The organism is Pseudoxanthomonas sp. (assembly GCF_036845285.1).
Classification (GTDB): domain Bacteria; phylum Pseudomonadota; class Gammaproteobacteria; order Xanthomonadales; family Xanthomonadaceae; genus Pseudoxanthomonas_A.
Map to the genome: position 1 here is coordinate 41,804 of NZ_DAIUEE010000001.1, position 16,252 is coordinate 58,055.

The following is a 16,252-nucleotide window of genomic DNA, read 5'->3' on the forward strand; positions in this document are numbered from 1 at the left end:
GGGGGATGGGGCCACTCTAATGCACGGGAGTGAACGGGCTGTTAGGTAGGGAGGGGCGAGGAGTGAGTGGGGAGGAGTGAGGAGTGAGCGGAGGCAAGGTGCCACTCCTCACTTCTCACTCCTCTCCCCTCACTCCTGCTTCGTCATCACTGCATCAGCAGGCGGCCACTGCCGTTGCCGCGCCGGATGGTGAGGACCAGTTGCTCGGGCTTGCGCTCGAAGCTGGCGCGGAAGCCGGGCAGATCGCCAAACTCGCCGCTGCTGCTGCCCACGATGATGTCGCCGGGACGCAGGCCACTGTTCCAGGCGCGGCTGTCGCGTGCCACGTTGCCGACCTGCACGCCGCCTTGGGCATTGCGGTACATGCTGCGCAGCGCCTGTCGCGCCGATTCGTCCAGTTCCTTCAGCGTCGCACCGGTCAGACGGGGATCGATCGTCGCACCCTCGGCATTGCGCACGCCTTCCTTCAGCGCAGCGGTCAGCTGCAGCGGTTTGCCGTCGCGGCGCACGTCCAGCGCCACGCGCGTGCCGACCGGCTGCAGGCCCTCGAAGTTGTGCAGGGCGGCGCGGTTGTCGATGCGCTGGCCGTTGGCGGCGGTCACCACGTCGCCCGGCTGCAGACCGGCGGTGGCCGCGGCCGAACCCGGATACACGCGCGTGATCAGCGCGCCACGCGCCACGTCCAGCCCCAGTCCGCGCGCGGTGCGCTCGTCCACGTCCTGCGATTCCACGCCGAAGGTGCCGCGCCGGACCACGCCGTTGTTGGCGATCAGCTGGTCCATGATCCCGCGCGCCATGTTGATCGGAATGGCGAAGCCCAGGCCGATGTTGCCGGCCATGCTGCCGCGCGGGTTGAAGCTGGCGGTGTTGATGCCGACCAGCCGGCCCTGCAGGTCGACCAGCGCGCCGCCGGAGTTGCCCGGGTTGATCGACGCATCGGTCTGGATGAAGTTCTGGTAGCCGGCCACCGGAATGCCGCTGCGGCCCACCGCCGACACGATGCCCGACGTCACCGTCTGGCCCAGGCCGTAGGGGTTGCCCATCGCCACCACGAAGTCGCCGACCTGCAGCTGGTCGCTGTTGGCCATCGGCACCGCGGTCAGGCCCTGCGTCGGCAGCCGGATCAGCGCGATGTCGGTGTCGGGATCGGAGCCGATGAACTCGGCTTCCACCTGGCGCCCGTCGCTCAGCGTGACCGACACGCCATCGGCGTTCTCCACCACGTGATGGTTGGTCAGCACGTAACCGCGCGTGGCATCGACGATCACGCCCGAGCCCAGCGCGCGCTCTACCCGCTCGCGCGGCATGTCGGGGATGCCCAGGATGCGGCGGAACACCGGGTCGTCGCCGAACGGCCCCAGCGGGCTGGCCACGCGCACCGTCTGCCGGCTGTACACGCTGACCACCGCCGGGGTGACCCGCTTGAGCATCGGTGCCAGCGATGGCAGCGCCTGTCCGTCCACTGTGGTCGGCAGGGCGGCGGCGGCCGGCACGGCAGCAGCGGCGCTGGGCGCGGCCTGGGCGGGCGTCTGCAGCAGGTCGTTGAGGCCGGTGGCGGCGAATCCGCCGAAGGCGGCAGCGGCGGACAGGGCGAACAAGGTGGGGAGCGGGCGCAGCGCGTTCTTCATGGTCGGTCGGCAGCTCGTGGCGTCAAAGGGAACGGGCGACCAGAAGCGCCCGCGAACCTGAATGAGTCTGCTGACCGACCCCTAAACCTGCAATGAAGTTCACCTCGCGCGGTGGCGCGGACGCGCCTTTCGCGTGATGACGAACGGTGGGGTCCGTGCCATGCAAATGTCATGTCAATCCGGTTGACAGGGGGGACCCCCGGGCGTAGTTTGGCGACTTCGTGCTGACACAAGATGTTGCGGTCCAGCACGGGGCGGACCCAAGCACTGGTGTTTCTGTAGACAAAGCCTGCGGGCATTGCGCTTGGGAAATCGGGCGCCTTTGGGGATTGGCGCATGAGGGCGAGGGAAGCGGTGGGCAGCACGGCAACGGCAAGGCCCATGACCACAATCCGGCAACCGGCGCGGCGCATCCTGTGCGGCCGCTTGCGGTGCCGTCCCCGTCGTCCGCGGCCGCGATGAAACACCGGGGCGGGCCATGGCCCGTCCGCCACCACAGTCATTGAAGTTCCAGTCGTTCAGGAGAACAACACAACCATGAGTACGGTGCGCCTCGAGGCGATCAAGACGGAACAGCCCTCCCTGGTCCCCATGCAGCCCGCGTCCCAGGACATCTGGGACAAGAAGTACCGCCTGAAGACCAAGCAGGGCGAGGCCCTCGACGCCGACATCGACGGCACCTACCAGCGCGTGGCCCGCGCCCTGGCCGACGCGGAAGCGACCCCCGAGAAACGCGCCTACTGGTACGAGCGCTTCGTGTGGGCGCTGCGCCGCGGCGCCATCCCGGCCGGCCGCATCACCTCCAACGCCGGCGCCCAGCAGCACAAGCCGGCCACCAGCACCATCAACTGCACCGTGTCCGGCACCATCGAGGACTCGATGGACGGCATCCTGGACAAGGTCCACGAAGCCGGCCTCACCCTGAAGGCCGGCTGCGGCATCGGCTACGAGTTCAGCACGCTGCGCCCGAAGGGCGCCTTCGTCGCCGGCGCCGGCGCGTACACCTCCGGCCCGATGTCCTTCATGGATATCTACGACAAGATGTGCTTCACCGTGTCCTCCGCCGGCGGCCGCCGCGGCGCGCAGATGGGCACGTTCGAAATCTCCCACCCGGACGTCAAGGACTTCATCCGCGCCAAGCGCGAAGACGGCCGCCTGCGCCAGTTCAACCTGTCGCTGCTGATCACCGACGGCTTCATGGAGGCGGTCGACACCGACGCCGACTGGCCGCTGGTGTTCCCGGTGAACATCAAGGAGAAGGGAGACATCGACGTCGAGGACGCCGCGCAGGTCGTCTGGCGCGAGTGGCCCACCCACAAGAACTACATCGTCCGCGACGACGGCCTGGTGGCCTGCAAGATCTACGGCCACATCCGCGCCCGCCACCTGTGGGACATGATCATGGTCTCGACGTACGACTACGCCGAGCCGGGCTTCATCCTGATCGACCGCGTCAACGAGATGAACAACAACTGGTGGTGCGAGACCATCCGCGCCACCAACCCCTGCGGCGAGCAGCCGCTGCCGCCGTACGGCGCCTGCCTGCTGGGCTCGGTCAACCTGACCACCTTCGTGCGCGACCCCTTCACCGACCAGGCCCGCTTCGACTGGGAGGAATACAAGGAAGTCGTGCGCGTGTTCACCCGCATGCTCGACAACGTGGTCGAAGTGAACGGCCTGCCGCTGGAACAGCAGCGCCAGGAGATCCTGCGCAAGCGCCGCCACGGCATGGGCTTCCTGGGCCTGGGCAGCACGCTGACCATGCTCAAGCACAAGTACGGCAGCGCGGAGTCCTGCGAGTTCACCGAAGCCATCGCCCGCGAGATGGCCGTGGCCGGCTGGGAAATGGGCCTGGCGCTGGCGAAGGAAAAGGGCGCCGCCCCGATCATGGAAGAGCGCTTCGCCGTCACCGCCGCCATGCTGCGCCAGCGCCCCGAGATGGCGACCGACGGCTGGAAGGTCGGCCAGGAGATCCCCGGCAAGGTGCTGCACGCCAAGTACAGCCGCTACATGCAGCGCGTGGCCACCGTGGCGCCGGAACTGGTCGATGAACTGGCGGAAGTCGGCAGCCGCTTCACCCACCACAGCTCCATCGCCCCGACCGGCACCATCAGCCTGTCGCTGGCCAACAACGCCTCCAACGGCATCGAGCCCTCGTTCGCGCACCACTACAGCCGCAACGTGATCCGCGAAGGCAAGAAGTCCAAGGAAAAGGTCGACGTCTATTCCTACGAATTGCTGGCCTACCGCGAACTGGTCAACGCCAAGGCCATGCCGTTCTCCGACGAGCCCGACGCCAGGCTGCCGGAGTACTTCATCGCCGCCGACGACATCTCCCCCAAGGAGCACGTCGACGTCCAGGCCGCCGCGCAGAAGTGGGTGGACAGCTCCATCTCCAAGACCGCCAACGTACCGACGGACTACCCGTACGAGCAGTTCAAGGACATCTACCGCTACGCCCACCAGCAGGGCCTGAAGGGCTGCACCACGTTCCGCTTCAACCCCGCCGCCTTCCAGGGCGTGCTGGTGAAGGAAGCCGACCTGGAAAACACCACCTACCGCTTCGAGCTGGAAGACGGCAACGTCATCGAAGTGAAGGGTAACGAGCAGATCGAGTACGACGGCGAAATGCACACCGCCGCCAACCTGTTCGACGCGTTGAAGGAAGGGTATTACGGCAAGTTCTGAGGAACGGGCTGTGCTCCTCTCCCCGACTGCGGGGAAAGGTAAAGAAGAACGCCTCCCCCGCTTGCGGGGGAGGATGCCCGAAGAGCCTGCCCCGTACTTGATACGGTGGCAGGTGGGGGGAGCGAGCGCAGCGAGTTGCTCTTGCTCTCAGCGCGAACCGCGCCCCCATCCCAACCTTTCCCTGCACGCGTGGGAAGGGGCTGCTCCAGGAAGTTGAACCACCGATTCACCAGCTTCACCGTTCCACCCCGCGCCATCGGGTATAGCATCGGCAGCGTCAACCAACCTCGCCCACAAGGAGGGCAACATGAGCAACGGTAATGGTGTCACCGCGACGCTTTCCGGCGCCGCCGAAAGCGTGAAGGACAAGGCGGTCGAAATCGGCGAGGCCGTCGCGGCCACTGCCAGCGAGACCGTCGCCAAGGCCAAGAAAGCCGCCAAGAAAGCGCGCAAGACCGTGACTGCCGACATCGCCAAGGCGAAGAAGGCCGTGGCCAAGCGCACCGACAAGGCTGCCAAGGCGGTGAAGAAGACCGTCGCCAAGGCCAAGAAGAAGCTGGCCGCCGCCAGCACCGCCGCCAAGGCCGAAGCCGCCAGCCTGCAGAAGAAGGTGACCGGCAAGAAGGCCGCCAAGAAGACGGCGAAGAAGGCAGCGAAGAAGACCACCAAGAAGGCAGCGACCAAGAAGACCGCCGCCAAGAAAGCGGTGAAGAAGGCCGCCCGCAAGGCCGCCGCCAAGAAGGCGCCGGTCAAGAAGGCAGTGAAGAAGGTCGCCCGCAAGGCGCCCGTGAAGAAGGCGGCAAAGAAAGCCGCTCCGAAGAAAGCGGCCAAGAAGGCCGTCCGCAAGGCAGCCCCGAAGAAAGCCGCAAAGAAAGCCACCAAGAAAGCGGCCCGTAAGTAAGTGCTCCGCCCCCTCCCCCGCTCGCGGGGGAGGGTTGGGGTGGGGGCAGGCCATCAGCGCCTGCCCGCCCCGTCACCCATAACAAGACACGAACAGGATCCACCGTCATGGCCGTCAAGATCGACAAGAAAATCAAGGGCTACAGCGTGCTCACCCCCGAGGACAAGGCGCGCGAAGCCGCAGCCGCGATCCCGGTGGCGTCGGTGCCGCGCGAGACGGTGGAAAAGGAAGCCGCGCTGGACAACATCATCCAGATGCACGAGCGCATCGAGCGCCCGGAAGTGCTGATCGGCAGCACCTACAAGATCAAGTCGCCGCTGGTGGAACACGCCATGTACGTGACCCTCAACGACATCGTGTTGAACGCGGGTACGGAGCACGAGCTGCGCCGTCCGTTCGAGATCTTCGTCAACAGCAAGTCCATGGAGCATTTCCAGTGGATCGTGGCGCTGACGCGCATCATGTCGGCGGTGTTCCGCAAGGGCGGCGACGTGACGTTCCTGGTGGACGAGATGAAGGCCGTGTTCGATCCGCGCGGTGGCTACTTCAAGGCCGGCGGCGTGTACATGCCATCGCTGGTGGCCGAGCTGGGCGCCATCGTGGAAGAGCACATGAAGTCGATCGGCCTGATCCACGACCCGGAAATGAGCGCCCACCAGCGCGCCATCCTGGCCGAGAAGCGCAAGCAGTACGAAGACCGCGCAAAAAAAAACTCTGACGTAAGCGTTGTAGCTCCCTCTTCCCCCGCCATCGCGGGGGAAGATGCCCGAAGGGCAGATGGGGGCAGCGCGATGCCAGGCTCCTCCGAAGACATCGCCGTGACCGGCGATGGCGCCAGCTTCCCGCCTTCCGCGACCCTCTGCCACAAGTGCAGCACCAAGGCCCTCGTCATCATGGACGGGTGCGCTACGTGCTTGAACTGTGGGTATTCGAAGTGCGGGTGAGACTGTGAGTTTTTTCTCGTCTCGCGGAGCTCAAATCCAGGACTACGCGGACGTACTTTCTGGGGCATCTTTTGAGAAAGATTTAGACCGCCAGCGCGCTGAGTTGGTAAAAAGAGGCCTGCAGGCAGTTCTGTCCAACTTGGATGAATATGACGAGTTTGCGGTACTTACCGCCTCAAATGTCGGTGAGCGTTTTGACGCAATTGTCAAAGCAAAGAGTGTAACGCCGGAGTCCATAAAGAGGTTGCTTTCGATTATCGCTCGATTTGCGCGCGAGACAACTTTGAAGCGAAAAGGTTGGCTCTCTGAAGAGCGAGATGTTCTGGACTACTTCCTTTCGCCGACGAATGTGCTTGAAGGTGATGAGCTTCTTGAATCGGACTATCTGAAGACCTCTCTCCCCGGCTCACTTCTTGACCTGGCGTTGAATCGGATTGAGTTCGCTGAGAAGAAGGCCAAGACTGCATCAGAGTCGATTGAGCGTCAGGTGGGGGATGTTGAGCAGCGGATATCTGGTCACCGCGCCGAACTTAAGAAGATCGCCGAAAAGTACAATTTTGTTGGGCTGGCAGATGCTTTTCGAGGATTAATAGAATCCAAATCATTGGAGAAATGGGTTAATTTTTCCGGTCTCATTACTCTCGGGCTTCTCGCTCTGGCTCCTCTTTTGCTCTACTTCTTTTCCGCGGATAAGTCCCCTGTGCTGCTGGCCTTTTCTGGGGGGTGGAGTCCCGTAGTTGCGGTGAAGATGGTGGCGGGGCTGGGTTATGAGATTTTGATGCTTTATTTCTTTCGAATTTTTCTGAGGAACTTTGTAGTTACACGCCAGCAACTCACCAATCTCCAGATGAGACTCTCGTTATGCTCATTTATCGAAGGCTATATGGAGTTTGCTAAGAAGATCGGTCAGGTTCGTACATTGGAGTCCTTCGAATCCTTCGTGTTTTCGCCGCTATCGACAGACGCTAGTGGCATGCCGGCCACTATAGAAGGGCTGGAGCAAATCACTGCGCTGGTCAAGGCGGCTCGCGGTTAGCGCGTAGGAAGGGTTGAGCAAAGCGATCCAGAGGGGACGACAAGGCAAGGGGATGCCATGGAGCGTCAGGAGCCCAGGTTCGACAAGGACATGCAGGACGTGGAGTTCCGTCCGCGCACCTATCGTGGCCCATCTTTACCACCGCCCGCTCGTGAAAACGACGGCTTCGCCCGGAAGATCGGCGTGGCCGTCGGCATCGGGGTACTCGCCGCACTGCTGATCTTCAACGCCTACGAGCGCTACCAAGCCCGCCGGGACGCCGAGCAGGTGTTGCAAGCCCTCAAGCAGGAAACCGCCAAGCTGGAGCGCGAGATGCAATCCGCCGTCCGCACGGTGGACGTTTCTCCGCCTCGTCCCGCCGCCGTCATCCATCCTGTTCCGCCAGGTTACCGCTGCGCTGGCGGCGCGCTGCTGTATCGCGACGGCAACAGCTGGATCCAGATCACCGCACGGTCCAACCACATCTACTGTCCGTTGGATGGCAAGTCCGTGGACGACTGCTATCCGGTGACGCCGCGATCAGTTGGCTGTGGATGATTTTATTCACCACTTGGCTTCTAGAGCGTTTTGCAGTCCATGTCAGGATCGATAGAAAAATCGGATCTCCGTGATGCAATGCGCGGATTATTCGTCGAAGCGAGGAAAAGAACTTATGTCTAGGAAAGCCACAATAGTTCAAGTGTTTATAGCCTCTCCGTCAGATGTATGTGACGAGCGCGATCTACTGGCTGCTACGATCCTGGAGTTGAACAGGACGTGGTCAAAAGCACTTGGCATCATCTTTGAGCTAGTGAGATGGGAGGACAATGTACCGCCTGCGCTTGGCGATGATGCGCAGGCTGTCATAAATTCCCAAGTTGGTGACGAATATGACGTTTTTATAGGAATACTTTGGGGGAAATTCGGCACGCCTACGCAGCGGGCGGCTTCAGGAACTATGGAAGAGTTCGAGCGTGCTTACGATAGGTTTCTCGAAAATGGTTCTCTACCTGAGATCATGATCTACTTCAAGGATCAGCCTTTGCCGCCATCGAAGGTTGATCCTGCTCAGTTGGAGAAAGTCCAGCAGTTCAAGAAGAAGATCGAAGGTCTTGGCGTCTACTCTATCTTCGATGACGCAGCGAGCTTCGAGTCCTCTGTGCGTGCACATCTATCTGCCTTGGCCCAGAAATTTTCGATCAGGGCACCCGAAGAGGTGGAAGATGCGGCTAGGTCCGTTGCGCAAGAGGATGGGTTTAGCGAAGACGATCTTGGGTATCTTGATTACGTTGAGATCTATGACTCAAGGATGCACGAAATGTCAGCGATTGTTTCAACTATGACCGCTGCTACAGAGTTGATAGGAGAGCAAATGAATGCAAGATCTCTCGATCTTGAAGGAGTGACGAGTCCTTCCGTAGCGAAGAAGATAATCAAGAAGTCTGCCGATGATATGGAGTCCTACGCGGACATTCTGTCTGCGAATATCCCGCTTATGAGCGCTTCGCGGGAAACAGCGATGTCGGCTCTTAGTGGCGCTTTGGTGGTGCAAGCGGAGTTGGGGGAAAATAGAGATCAACTCATAGAGCTTCGCGATGGAGTCACAGCGTTCCGAGATGCAACGTTCAATACAAGAGGATCGCTTTCTGGCTTTCGAGATGTAATCAACGGAATGCCAAGAATGACGAGTGATCTCAATAGGGCGAAGCGGCGCGTGGTCGCCCAGCTTGATCTGATGGACATGGAGCATGAGAAAACCCTTCAGAACGTCAAGAACATCCTTGAGTCTGTAGACAAATTGCTGGAGTGATAGCGGCCCCTTCAAAGAGCAGCGGTCCAAAGGGCAAGGGGGCAGAGTAAATTTCCGTGCTCTTGAATCTCTGACCAAGTCCGCCGGAAAAGGACGCCAGGCATGACCACCGAGAACACGTTGAGCTTCACCGAACTCGACCGCCGCCTCCGCACAATGCCGGACGGTCCCGCCGCGATCCTCGACACGCCGAAGTCCTACCGGATCGCCAATCTCATCGGTGGCGTGGCCGCCGTCCTGACCTTCGTCCCGTTCGTCCTTATCCAGTTCATGCCGCCCGAACGCTGGATGGTGGTCTGGGCGCAAATAGGCTTCTCCGTGTTCCTGCTGGCGCTGCTGCCCGGCATCGTCCGCTCCTACGGCGTGTTGGGCTGGACGCTGTGGACGTGGCGCGCGGACCAGGTCAGTCAGCTCGACCACGACATGCCGCAGTTCCGGACCATCCTCGCGTGGCTCAGCGCACAACCGCAGCACGCCCTGACGGAGCATCACCGGGTGGCGCGGCTGACGCTGGCGCAGATGAGCGTGAGGATCGGGATGTTCGCCGGCGGGCTGGAACGTCTCGGTGTGTTGCCGGTCCTGGTCTCGGTCTGGCTGTTCATGCGCAACTGGAAAGACCTGTTGGACATGCCCGCATGGCAGCTGCTTCTCGGCTTTGGCCTGATGCTGTTCTATGTCGTCATGACGGTAGGCAACCTCAAACGCATCCGCCTGCAGCTCTATGAGTCGCTGCTAGGCGAAGCCCTTGCGATGAAGTCCGCACCGGCGTCGCGGCGCCATGAGTGAAACGCCGAATCCGTATGACGCGCCAAGCGCGATGCTGGCAGAAACGGATACCCGCCCGATGCGCATGCCATCGATCATGATGGCGACCCTGGCGATCTATCTGATCGTCTACCTGTTGGAGGTCGTCCCGTTGCTCGGCACGCCCATGTCCAGGTTCGAACTGTTCTTACCGACGATGGCGGCGCTCGGCGTCTACACGCTGGTCATGATGTTCGCGTTGTGGCGGCGCTGGCAGTGGGCCAGGGTATGGCTGGTGTTCACCAGCGTCCTCGCTGTCTTCTTCCTGGTGCGGATGCTCTGGCGCGGCATCTCGCCGGAGCAGTGGCATGCCTGCCTGGCCGCCGTACTGCGCATCGCCGTGGGGGTGATGCTGTTGCTGCCCGCCAGCCGTCGCTGGTTCGTGGTGAGGTCCGATAGCGCGCCGAAGTCGCCCGGATAAACGCAGCGCCCCGGGGCGAAGGACACCCATGGATCCGATCCTCGGGTGCGGACTTCGGTCCTGCCCGGGCAACGGGTCGTCCGTTGCCCGAATAGGACAGCGCTCTAGCGTGTAAAGAGTGACACGTAACCAGAATGTGAGACCCACCGTAGCCAGCCTTGATGTCTGGCAGACTGCCGATCGTCAGGAAGAGGTCAGGAGGACCCATGGCAGTCATACGATCCATCCTCGAAGCAGGTGCGATTTTTCTGATCGCTTCCTGCGTGGGATTGGCGGGTTGTGCATCCACCCAGTCAGCGCGAGCCGCTAAGGCCGACTTCACGGGTGGATGGTCGGTGAAGTGGTGCGACAGAACCAATCCGGTGCTCGAATGCGGCGGCTTCAACGTTTATCTCGTGCAGGCCGGCAACCGCATCTGCGGCGACTTCGGCGGTGCACTCGTCAACTTGCGGCAGATCGACGACGGAAGCATCGTCGGCACGGCGGTAGGCAACATCGCGGTCCTGGCGGTGGAAAGCTTCCGGAACGGATCCATTGCGCTGGTGCGCGCTACGCTGAAGGGAAGCGATCTGCATTGGAAGCAGGTGGACGACATTCTGCGTGGGGAAACGGACATCGCGATCATCGCCACGAACGACGTGCTGGTGAAATCCCATTCTGATCCGACGCAGGAGAAGAAGCGCAGGGAAGAAACATATGGGTGTAATGCCGTCTTCGTAGGGAAGGAGGATTGAAGATGGAGTATCGGGCGTCGAACGAGTCAGAGCACGGCCGCAAGCCATGCGCGGAAACTCCGCATGCGATGCCGCTCTTGTCGAGACGCATCGATGTGATGCTGAGGGTGCTGGCGCCGAGGATCCTGAAGGCGAGTGCAGTACTGCTTGGTGTTGCACTGACTGCGTGCCAACAGGCCGTCTCGACCAAGTCCGCGCGCGCTCCGGGGGAGGTGGCGATACAGCCTGCCTCCGCGTCCCGGACCTTCCAGCCTGATCATGCGCGTGTTCTTGAAGAACTTTCCGTCCGTAGCCGAATCCCGACCCCGGATCTGCGGGTTTATCTGGGCGACTGCGCAGCCACGCAGCTCAGCATGAATATCTGTGCATTGCGGAACCTTGTCGCAGCAGATCTCGAGCTGGAGGCCAGGCGGGAAGCGGCGCCAGCGGAATGTCGAGCCGAGCTTGATCGTGCACACGCCGTCTGGGAGGCGGAGCGCGACAAGGCATGCCGTGAAGAGACGGAAGTGGACAGAGGGGGCTCCATGTATCCGATGCTTCTCAGTTCATGCAAGGCAGAGGCCACCAAGGCAAGGATCCTGTCGATGAGAGAGATGGATTCATGTCACGGAGAACGCTAGAGCCGAATTTCTAGCAAGTCGAGAGCTCATATCAAGCCAAGGAGAAGGTGCATGCCGATCGATTACCAGGAGCGCACGGAAGAAGAGTATGGCCGCCGAGCGAGCGTGATGATTCAGAACTTCGAAGGCTATAGGGCCGAACCGTATGACGCGGACGATGGGAAGGCCACGATCGGGTTCGGCTATACATTCAACCGCAACGACAATCTGGAACTGTGGGATAGAGCCGGCGTACAGTTGTCCCAGACAGAGCGTCAGCAGTTGATCGCCATCGATAGGGCGCCGGGCGAACGGAAGACGGCACTCGGACTCGCCTTCGATGTTCATATCACGCGCGAGGAAGCCAGGAGCTTGCTCGAGAACGCCAGTCTTCCGGAATATGAACGCCCCGCTACGAACCTGCGCATGCCGTTCTCTGACGAACGTGCGGTGGTGGTGTCGCTTACCTACAATCGTGGCGATGGGCGCATGAGAACCCGCATGCAAGGCTTCAACGACGCCATCGCGGATGGCGATCGCGCGGAAGCGTGGTATCAACTCCGCTACAACAGCAAAGGAACGAACGACAATCCTGATGCGCAGCTCGGTTTGCGCGCCCGACGAAACATGGAGTCCGAGATCTTCGGCCTCTACAACGATCCGCTGAACGTATCCCCTGACGAGGCACGCAGCGTCTACCGGATGTTCCAGCTCCACCAAGACGACATTCTCAAGAGCGAGCGCGATTGGGGAGTCGATCTGGCGGGCAATCAGGCACGACGAAGCGCCATTGTGCAAGCGAACCACAATTATCCGGAACTGGTACGGGAATACGGGCCAGTTCAGACATTGGCCGCCGCTCTTGAACCCGCCAGGAACAGGCTTCTGGAGGATCTGAGGCACGAGAACCCTGATCTTGCGGATCGCCTGCAGAATGAAGACTTCGCAACGACTGCAATCCATCTCGATCCTGGAAGGGATCTTCGCACCGGCAACAACCTTCGCCAGGAACAGCGCAACAACACCGCTCAGGACGTCGACGACAATCATGCCGCCAGCCTCGACTCCCGCAGGATGCGAGGCAATGCTGAAATCGCAAGCAACGACCTGCTGATCGGCGACGGCGGCAACGACACGCTACGGTCCCATCGTGGCGATGACATCCTGATTGGTGGACGGGGCCGCGACCGGATGGAAGGCGGTGAAGGCCACGACACTTACGTGGTCGATGCCGGCGACACCGTAAGGGACAGCGACGGCTTAGGCGAGGTGCGCTGGGGCGGACAGCCGCTGACGGGCGGGGTCCGCACCGCGTCCGATCCTGCCAATACCTATCGCAGCGATGATGGTCGCTTCAGCTACGCGCTGCTTGTTGGTTGGATCGTACTGGGTCACTACCGTCGCGAGCTTTCCATCGTCAGGGAAGAGCTGCATCGCTACGAGAACGCGATCCCCGTCCTCGAAGCCTATTACGCATCCGATGCGGTCATCTGCGGCAACCGCGTGTGCGCCAACATCGATCCCCAGGGGCAGCGGGCCGGCGACAAGCGCCAGTATCTGCAAGCCAAGGCGCGATCCCCGCAGTAAGGAGCCAGAGGCCCGTGGGGTGCGCGTCAGTCCACCTTCGCGTCGGCAACTCGCGGTCTCGGACGGTGGGCCAAGGCCCACCCTGCGTAAGCGCACGTACAGTCCAAGTAACCGCAACGCACGTGGTGCGTTGCATGGCTTTTCCGATCCGCGGATGCGGCTTTTGCCCTCACCCGGGCTACGTAGCTGCATGGGCTGGGCTCCAGTCCACCAGGCACAGCATCCGTATGCATCGAGCGGTGGGCCGGGGACCGCCCTACGCCGCCTTTTCTCGCGGGCGCCTCGCGGACGATAAACTTCGCACCACGAATCCCCCCCACCCGAGGAACCCCCCATGCCCTTCACCACCACCGCCTCCGGCCTGCAGTTCGAAGACACCGTCGTCGGCAGCGGCATCGAGGCCAAGCCCGGCAGCAACGTCACCGTGCACTACACCGGCTGGCTGTACGAGAACGACGCGCAGGGCGCCAAGTTCGATTCCAGCAAAGACCGTGGCGAGCCCTTCATCTTTCCGCTCGGCGGCGGCATGGTCATCAAGGGCTGGGACGAAGGTGTGCAGGGCATGAAGGTGGGCGGCCAGCGCACCCTCATCATCCCCGCCACCCTCGGCTACGGCGCCCGCGGTGCCGGCGGCGTCATCCCGCCCAACGCCACGCTGAAGTTCGACGTCGAACTGCTGGGTACCTGAGCCTGGCGGTCACGCAGGGCGGGCCTGGGCCCGCCCTGCGTACCCATCGAGTGGCGGGCCAAGGCCCGCCCTACGGCATCACCAACACCTGTGCCGGCCCGCCGGTGACCTTGCCGCGCGTCTTCGCGGTTTCGCCCAGGTACGCCAGCGCGAACTGCGTGAACTTGACGCTGTGCTGCGCGGATTCGCCCATCGTCGCCAGGGTGTCGTAGGGCGTGTGGATGTACGGGAAGCTTCCGTTCGGGCTGCCGGCTTCGAACATCATCGCGGCGGGATAGCCGGCGTTGGTCCATGACGCATGGTCCGAACACGCGTATCCGCACGCCACGCTGCTGCGCGTGAGGCCCGTCGGCGCCAGGTAGGTGTCGAACAGGGTGATGAAGAAGTTCTTCAGGTCGGTGTTAGAGTAGTCGCTGATCAGCTTCATGTCGCTGGTCGCGCCCGCCTTGTAGTTGGTCATGTCCACCTGCAGCACGCTGACCACGTTGACGCCGCCGGCGCGGAACGACTGCGCGATGGCATTGGAGCCGCGCAGGCCGACTTCTTCCGCGGCATAGCCCATGAACTTCACCGTGCGCCGCGGCTGCCAGCCGTCGGCCAGCGCGATGCGCAGCGTCTCGGTGAGCGTGGCGATGCCGGAGGCGTCGTCGTCGGCACCCGGCGCGTGCTGGTTGGGATCGTTGGGCGTGCTGCCGTTGATCGAATCCAGGTGCGCGCCCAGCACCACCACCTCGTCCGGCAGGTCCCAGCCCTGGATGGTCAGGATGACCGAAGGCTGCGTGCTGCAGGTCGCGCACGCGGTGAACAACTCCGTGGTGACATCGCTGCGGCCGGCAGCCAGCGATTGCCAGTGCGCACGGATCCATTCGGCCGAACTCCTGCCGTGGCTGCTGGCGAAGTAGCGGTTGCGATAGCCGGAGAGGTGGTTGATGGTGTCGTAGAGGCGCCGCTCCTGCACCTGCGGCAGCCAGCGATTGACGGTGGCCTGGTTGTCGAGCGTGTAGGCGGCGAGCAGCGTCTTCGTCATCGCCTGCTTCGCCCGGTCCGTCTGCACGAAGGCCTCCGCCTGTGCGCGGCTGGGGAACGCGAAGTACCCGCCACAGCGGCGCTCGCTGACATGCACGTAGTCGCTGATCCCGCCCAGGCGATCGGCCCGCGTTTCAGCGATCACCAACGGCATGCCCGCACTGTCGCGCCGCGCCACCGCCTCGCGCGCCAGGCTGCGGATGCCCTGATACGTATCATGCGACGTCACGATGTACACCGGCGCGAACGGATCGGTCCGTGGTGCGGCAGCGACGGCGGCGGGCATCGCATCCGTCGGCACGCGGCGCGGGGAGGGCGTTGCGGGGGGCGACGCATTCGAGCGGACCACATGGAACGCGGCGGGCGCGCGCATGCCGGACATCTGCACCACCGGTATCGCGTCCGACCGCACCAGCAGCACGCCGGTCAGCACGAAGAACAACAGCGTCATCGAACCCAGCAAGAACCCTTTCATCGTGGCATCCCTCCGGATGACGGACTGCAGCGGTGCGGCGGCCACGCTACCACTTTCACGGCAGGCCGATGGTGGCGATGTACGCAGTCCTGCAGTCCGGGCAAGCGCAGCGCACCCGGGGCGCTTTACGTGGGAATGATCCGATTCCCGGGTGCGGCCGTTGGCCTTGTCCGGGCGACGCAACTGACCCGATGAAGGGGCATGGGTATCCGGTATCGTGGTCGTCCCGTGACACGGTGACGGCCATGAAGCGCATCCTCGCCCTGCTGCTTGTCGTTCTCTCGCCACCGGCAGCCCTTGCGTGTTCCTGCATGCCGCCCGGCACGCCCGCCGAGCAGAAAGCGGAGAGCGCGCGGGTGTTCCTGGGGCGCGTACAGCAAGTCGAGTTGATCGACGTGTCCGAACCTGGCGGTAAGCCGGTGGTCGTGTCGAACGCCGGGGAACGGTTCGGCAGGCTGCCGCCGATGGACGTACCGATCCTTCGCTACAAGCGCGTGCGTCTCCTGGTGCAGGAGACGTTCAAGGGAACGCCGGTGCCGCAGCTGACCGTGGAGACCGGCCTGTGGGACGGTGACTGCGGCGTTCCTTTCCAGCCGGGACAGGCGTACGTGGTCTACGCACGGGATGAAGCAGGTGCGCTGACCACGAACACCTGTTCGTCGACGGGATTGGCGTCGAATCCAGCAAGCGGGTTGGACGCCTTGCGTGCCGACAAGTAGATAACGAGGTGATGCCGTTGCCGCGGCTCGTCTTGAACAAACCCCTGCACCTGCACTCCGGACGGCCTGGTCGATGTCGACAAGGATGGCGGCGGACGGCTGCACGCCGACGAGACCGAGCGCCTGTGGCAGGCACTGACGCAAGCGGTCGAGGGGGTTCCCGTGCAGGCGCCGTAAGCCGCACGCAGGGTCCATGCGCGTCCATGCGCAGGG

The 16,252-nt window shown here is 62.8% G+C and carries 15 protein-coding genes; 13 read left to right on the forward strand and 2 right to left on the reverse strand.

Going from position 1 to position 16,252, the window contains the following annotated elements; translation table 11 throughout:
- Positions 1 to 146 precede the first annotated feature (146 nt).
- Positions 147 to 1,616, reverse strand: coding sequence for a Do family serine endopeptidase (locus V7060_RS00175; protein ID WP_334177646.1), 1,470 nt, complete (start codon positions 1,614 to 1,616; stop codon positions 147 to 149).
- Between the two features lie 549 nt (positions 1,617 to 2,165).
- On the opposite strand from V7060_RS00175, the gene V7060_RS00180 reads away from it, so the two are divergent.
- The 12 genes from V7060_RS00180 (at position 2,166) to V7060_RS00235 (ending at position 13,819) form a co-directional block, all read left to right on the forward strand.
- On the forward strand, positions 2,166 to 4,316 hold the full coding sequence (locus V7060_RS00180; protein WP_334177255.1) for an adenosylcobalamin-dependent ribonucleoside-diphosphate reductase: 2,151 nt from the start codon (positions 2,166 to 2,168) through the stop codon (positions 4,314 to 4,316).
- A 307-nt stretch (positions 4,317 to 4,623) separates the two neighbouring features.
- Complete coding sequence (locus tag V7060_RS00185) at positions 4,624 to 5,217, forward strand: hypothetical protein (RefSeq protein WP_334177256.1); 594 nt, start codon at positions 4,624 to 4,626, stop codon at positions 5,215 to 5,217.
- A gap of 107 nt (positions 5,218 to 5,324) precedes the next feature.
- Positions 5,325 to 6,161 carry an NrdJb gene (locus V7060_RS00190; RefSeq protein ID WP_334177257.1) on the forward strand — a complete coding sequence of 279 codons (837 nt, stop codon included), beginning with the start codon at positions 5,325 to 5,327 and terminating at the stop codon, positions 6,159 to 6,161.
- A 4-nt stretch (positions 6,162 to 6,165) separates the two neighbouring features.
- Entirely contained in the window at positions 6,166 to 7,197 is a 1,032-nt protein-coding gene (locus tag V7060_RS00195; RefSeq protein WP_334177258.1) for a hypothetical protein, read from the forward strand.
- 57 nt (positions 7,198 to 7,254) lie between these two features.
- Positions 7,255 to 7,734 (forward strand): hypothetical protein, encoded by a 480-nt coding sequence (locus V7060_RS00200; RefSeq protein ID WP_334177259.1) that lies wholly within the window; start codon positions 7,255 to 7,257, stop codon positions 7,732 to 7,734.
- 115 nt (positions 7,735 to 7,849) lie between these two features.
- Positions 7,850 to 8,986: a DUF4062 domain-containing protein gene (locus V7060_RS00205; protein WP_334177260.1), complete on the forward strand. Its 1,137-nt coding sequence runs from the start codon at positions 7,850 to 7,852 to the stop codon at positions 8,984 to 8,986.
- Positions 8,987 to 9,106: 120 nt separating this feature from the next.
- The gene (locus V7060_RS00210; RefSeq protein ID WP_334177261.1) at positions 9,107 to 9,772 is read left to right on the forward strand and encodes a hypothetical protein; all 666 of its coding nucleotides are present in this window, start codon (positions 9,107 to 9,109) and stop codon (positions 9,770 to 9,772) included.
- The gene (locus V7060_RS00215) at positions 9,765 to 10,211 is read left to right on the forward strand and encodes a hypothetical protein (RefSeq protein WP_334177262.1); all 447 of its coding nucleotides are present in this window, start codon (positions 9,765 to 9,767) and stop codon (positions 10,209 to 10,211) included. Before V7060_RS00210 ends, V7060_RS00215 begins: the two co-directional genes overlap by 8 nt.
- A 206-nt stretch (positions 10,212 to 10,417) precedes the next feature.
- The gene (locus tag V7060_RS00220; RefSeq protein ID WP_334177263.1) at positions 10,418 to 10,945 is read left to right on the forward strand and encodes a hypothetical protein; all 528 of its coding nucleotides are present in this window, start codon (positions 10,418 to 10,420) and stop codon (positions 10,943 to 10,945) included.
- A 2-nt stretch (positions 10,946 to 10,947) separates the two neighbouring features.
- Positions 10,948 to 11,565 (forward strand): lysozyme inhibitor LprI family protein, encoded by a 618-nt coding sequence (locus V7060_RS00225; RefSeq protein ID WP_334177647.1) that lies wholly within the window; start codon positions 10,948 to 10,950, stop codon positions 11,563 to 11,565.
- 51 nt (positions 11,566 to 11,616) lie between these two features.
- Complete coding sequence (locus V7060_RS00230; protein ID WP_334177264.1) at positions 11,617 to 13,131, forward strand: hemolysin; 1,515 nt, start codon at positions 11,617 to 11,619, stop codon at positions 13,129 to 13,131.
- Positions 13,132 to 13,465: 334 nt separating this feature from the next.
- Positions 13,466 to 13,819, forward strand: a complete 354-nt coding sequence (locus V7060_RS00235) for an FKBP-type peptidyl-prolyl cis-trans isomerase (protein WP_334177265.1) — start codon at positions 13,466 to 13,468, stop codon at positions 13,817 to 13,819.
- Positions 13,820 to 13,889: 70 nt separating this feature from the next.
- Here the strand turns inward: V7060_RS00235 and V7060_RS00240 are convergent, their stop codons facing one another.
- The gene (locus V7060_RS00240) at positions 13,890 to 15,320 is read right to left on the reverse strand and encodes a M20/M25/M40 family metallo-hydrolase (protein WP_334177266.1); all 1,431 of its coding nucleotides are present in this window, start codon (positions 15,318 to 15,320) and stop codon (positions 13,890 to 13,892) included.
- Between the two features lie 245 nt (positions 15,321 to 15,565).
- Here V7060_RS00240 and V7060_RS00245 point away from each other — a divergent pair, with 245 nt between their 5' ends.
- Positions 15,566 to 16,039: a hypothetical protein gene (locus V7060_RS00245; RefSeq protein ID WP_334177267.1), complete on the forward strand. Its 474-nt coding sequence runs from the start codon at positions 15,566 to 15,568 to the stop codon at positions 16,037 to 16,039.
- The last annotated feature ends 213 nt before the right edge of the window (positions 16,040 to 16,252 follow it).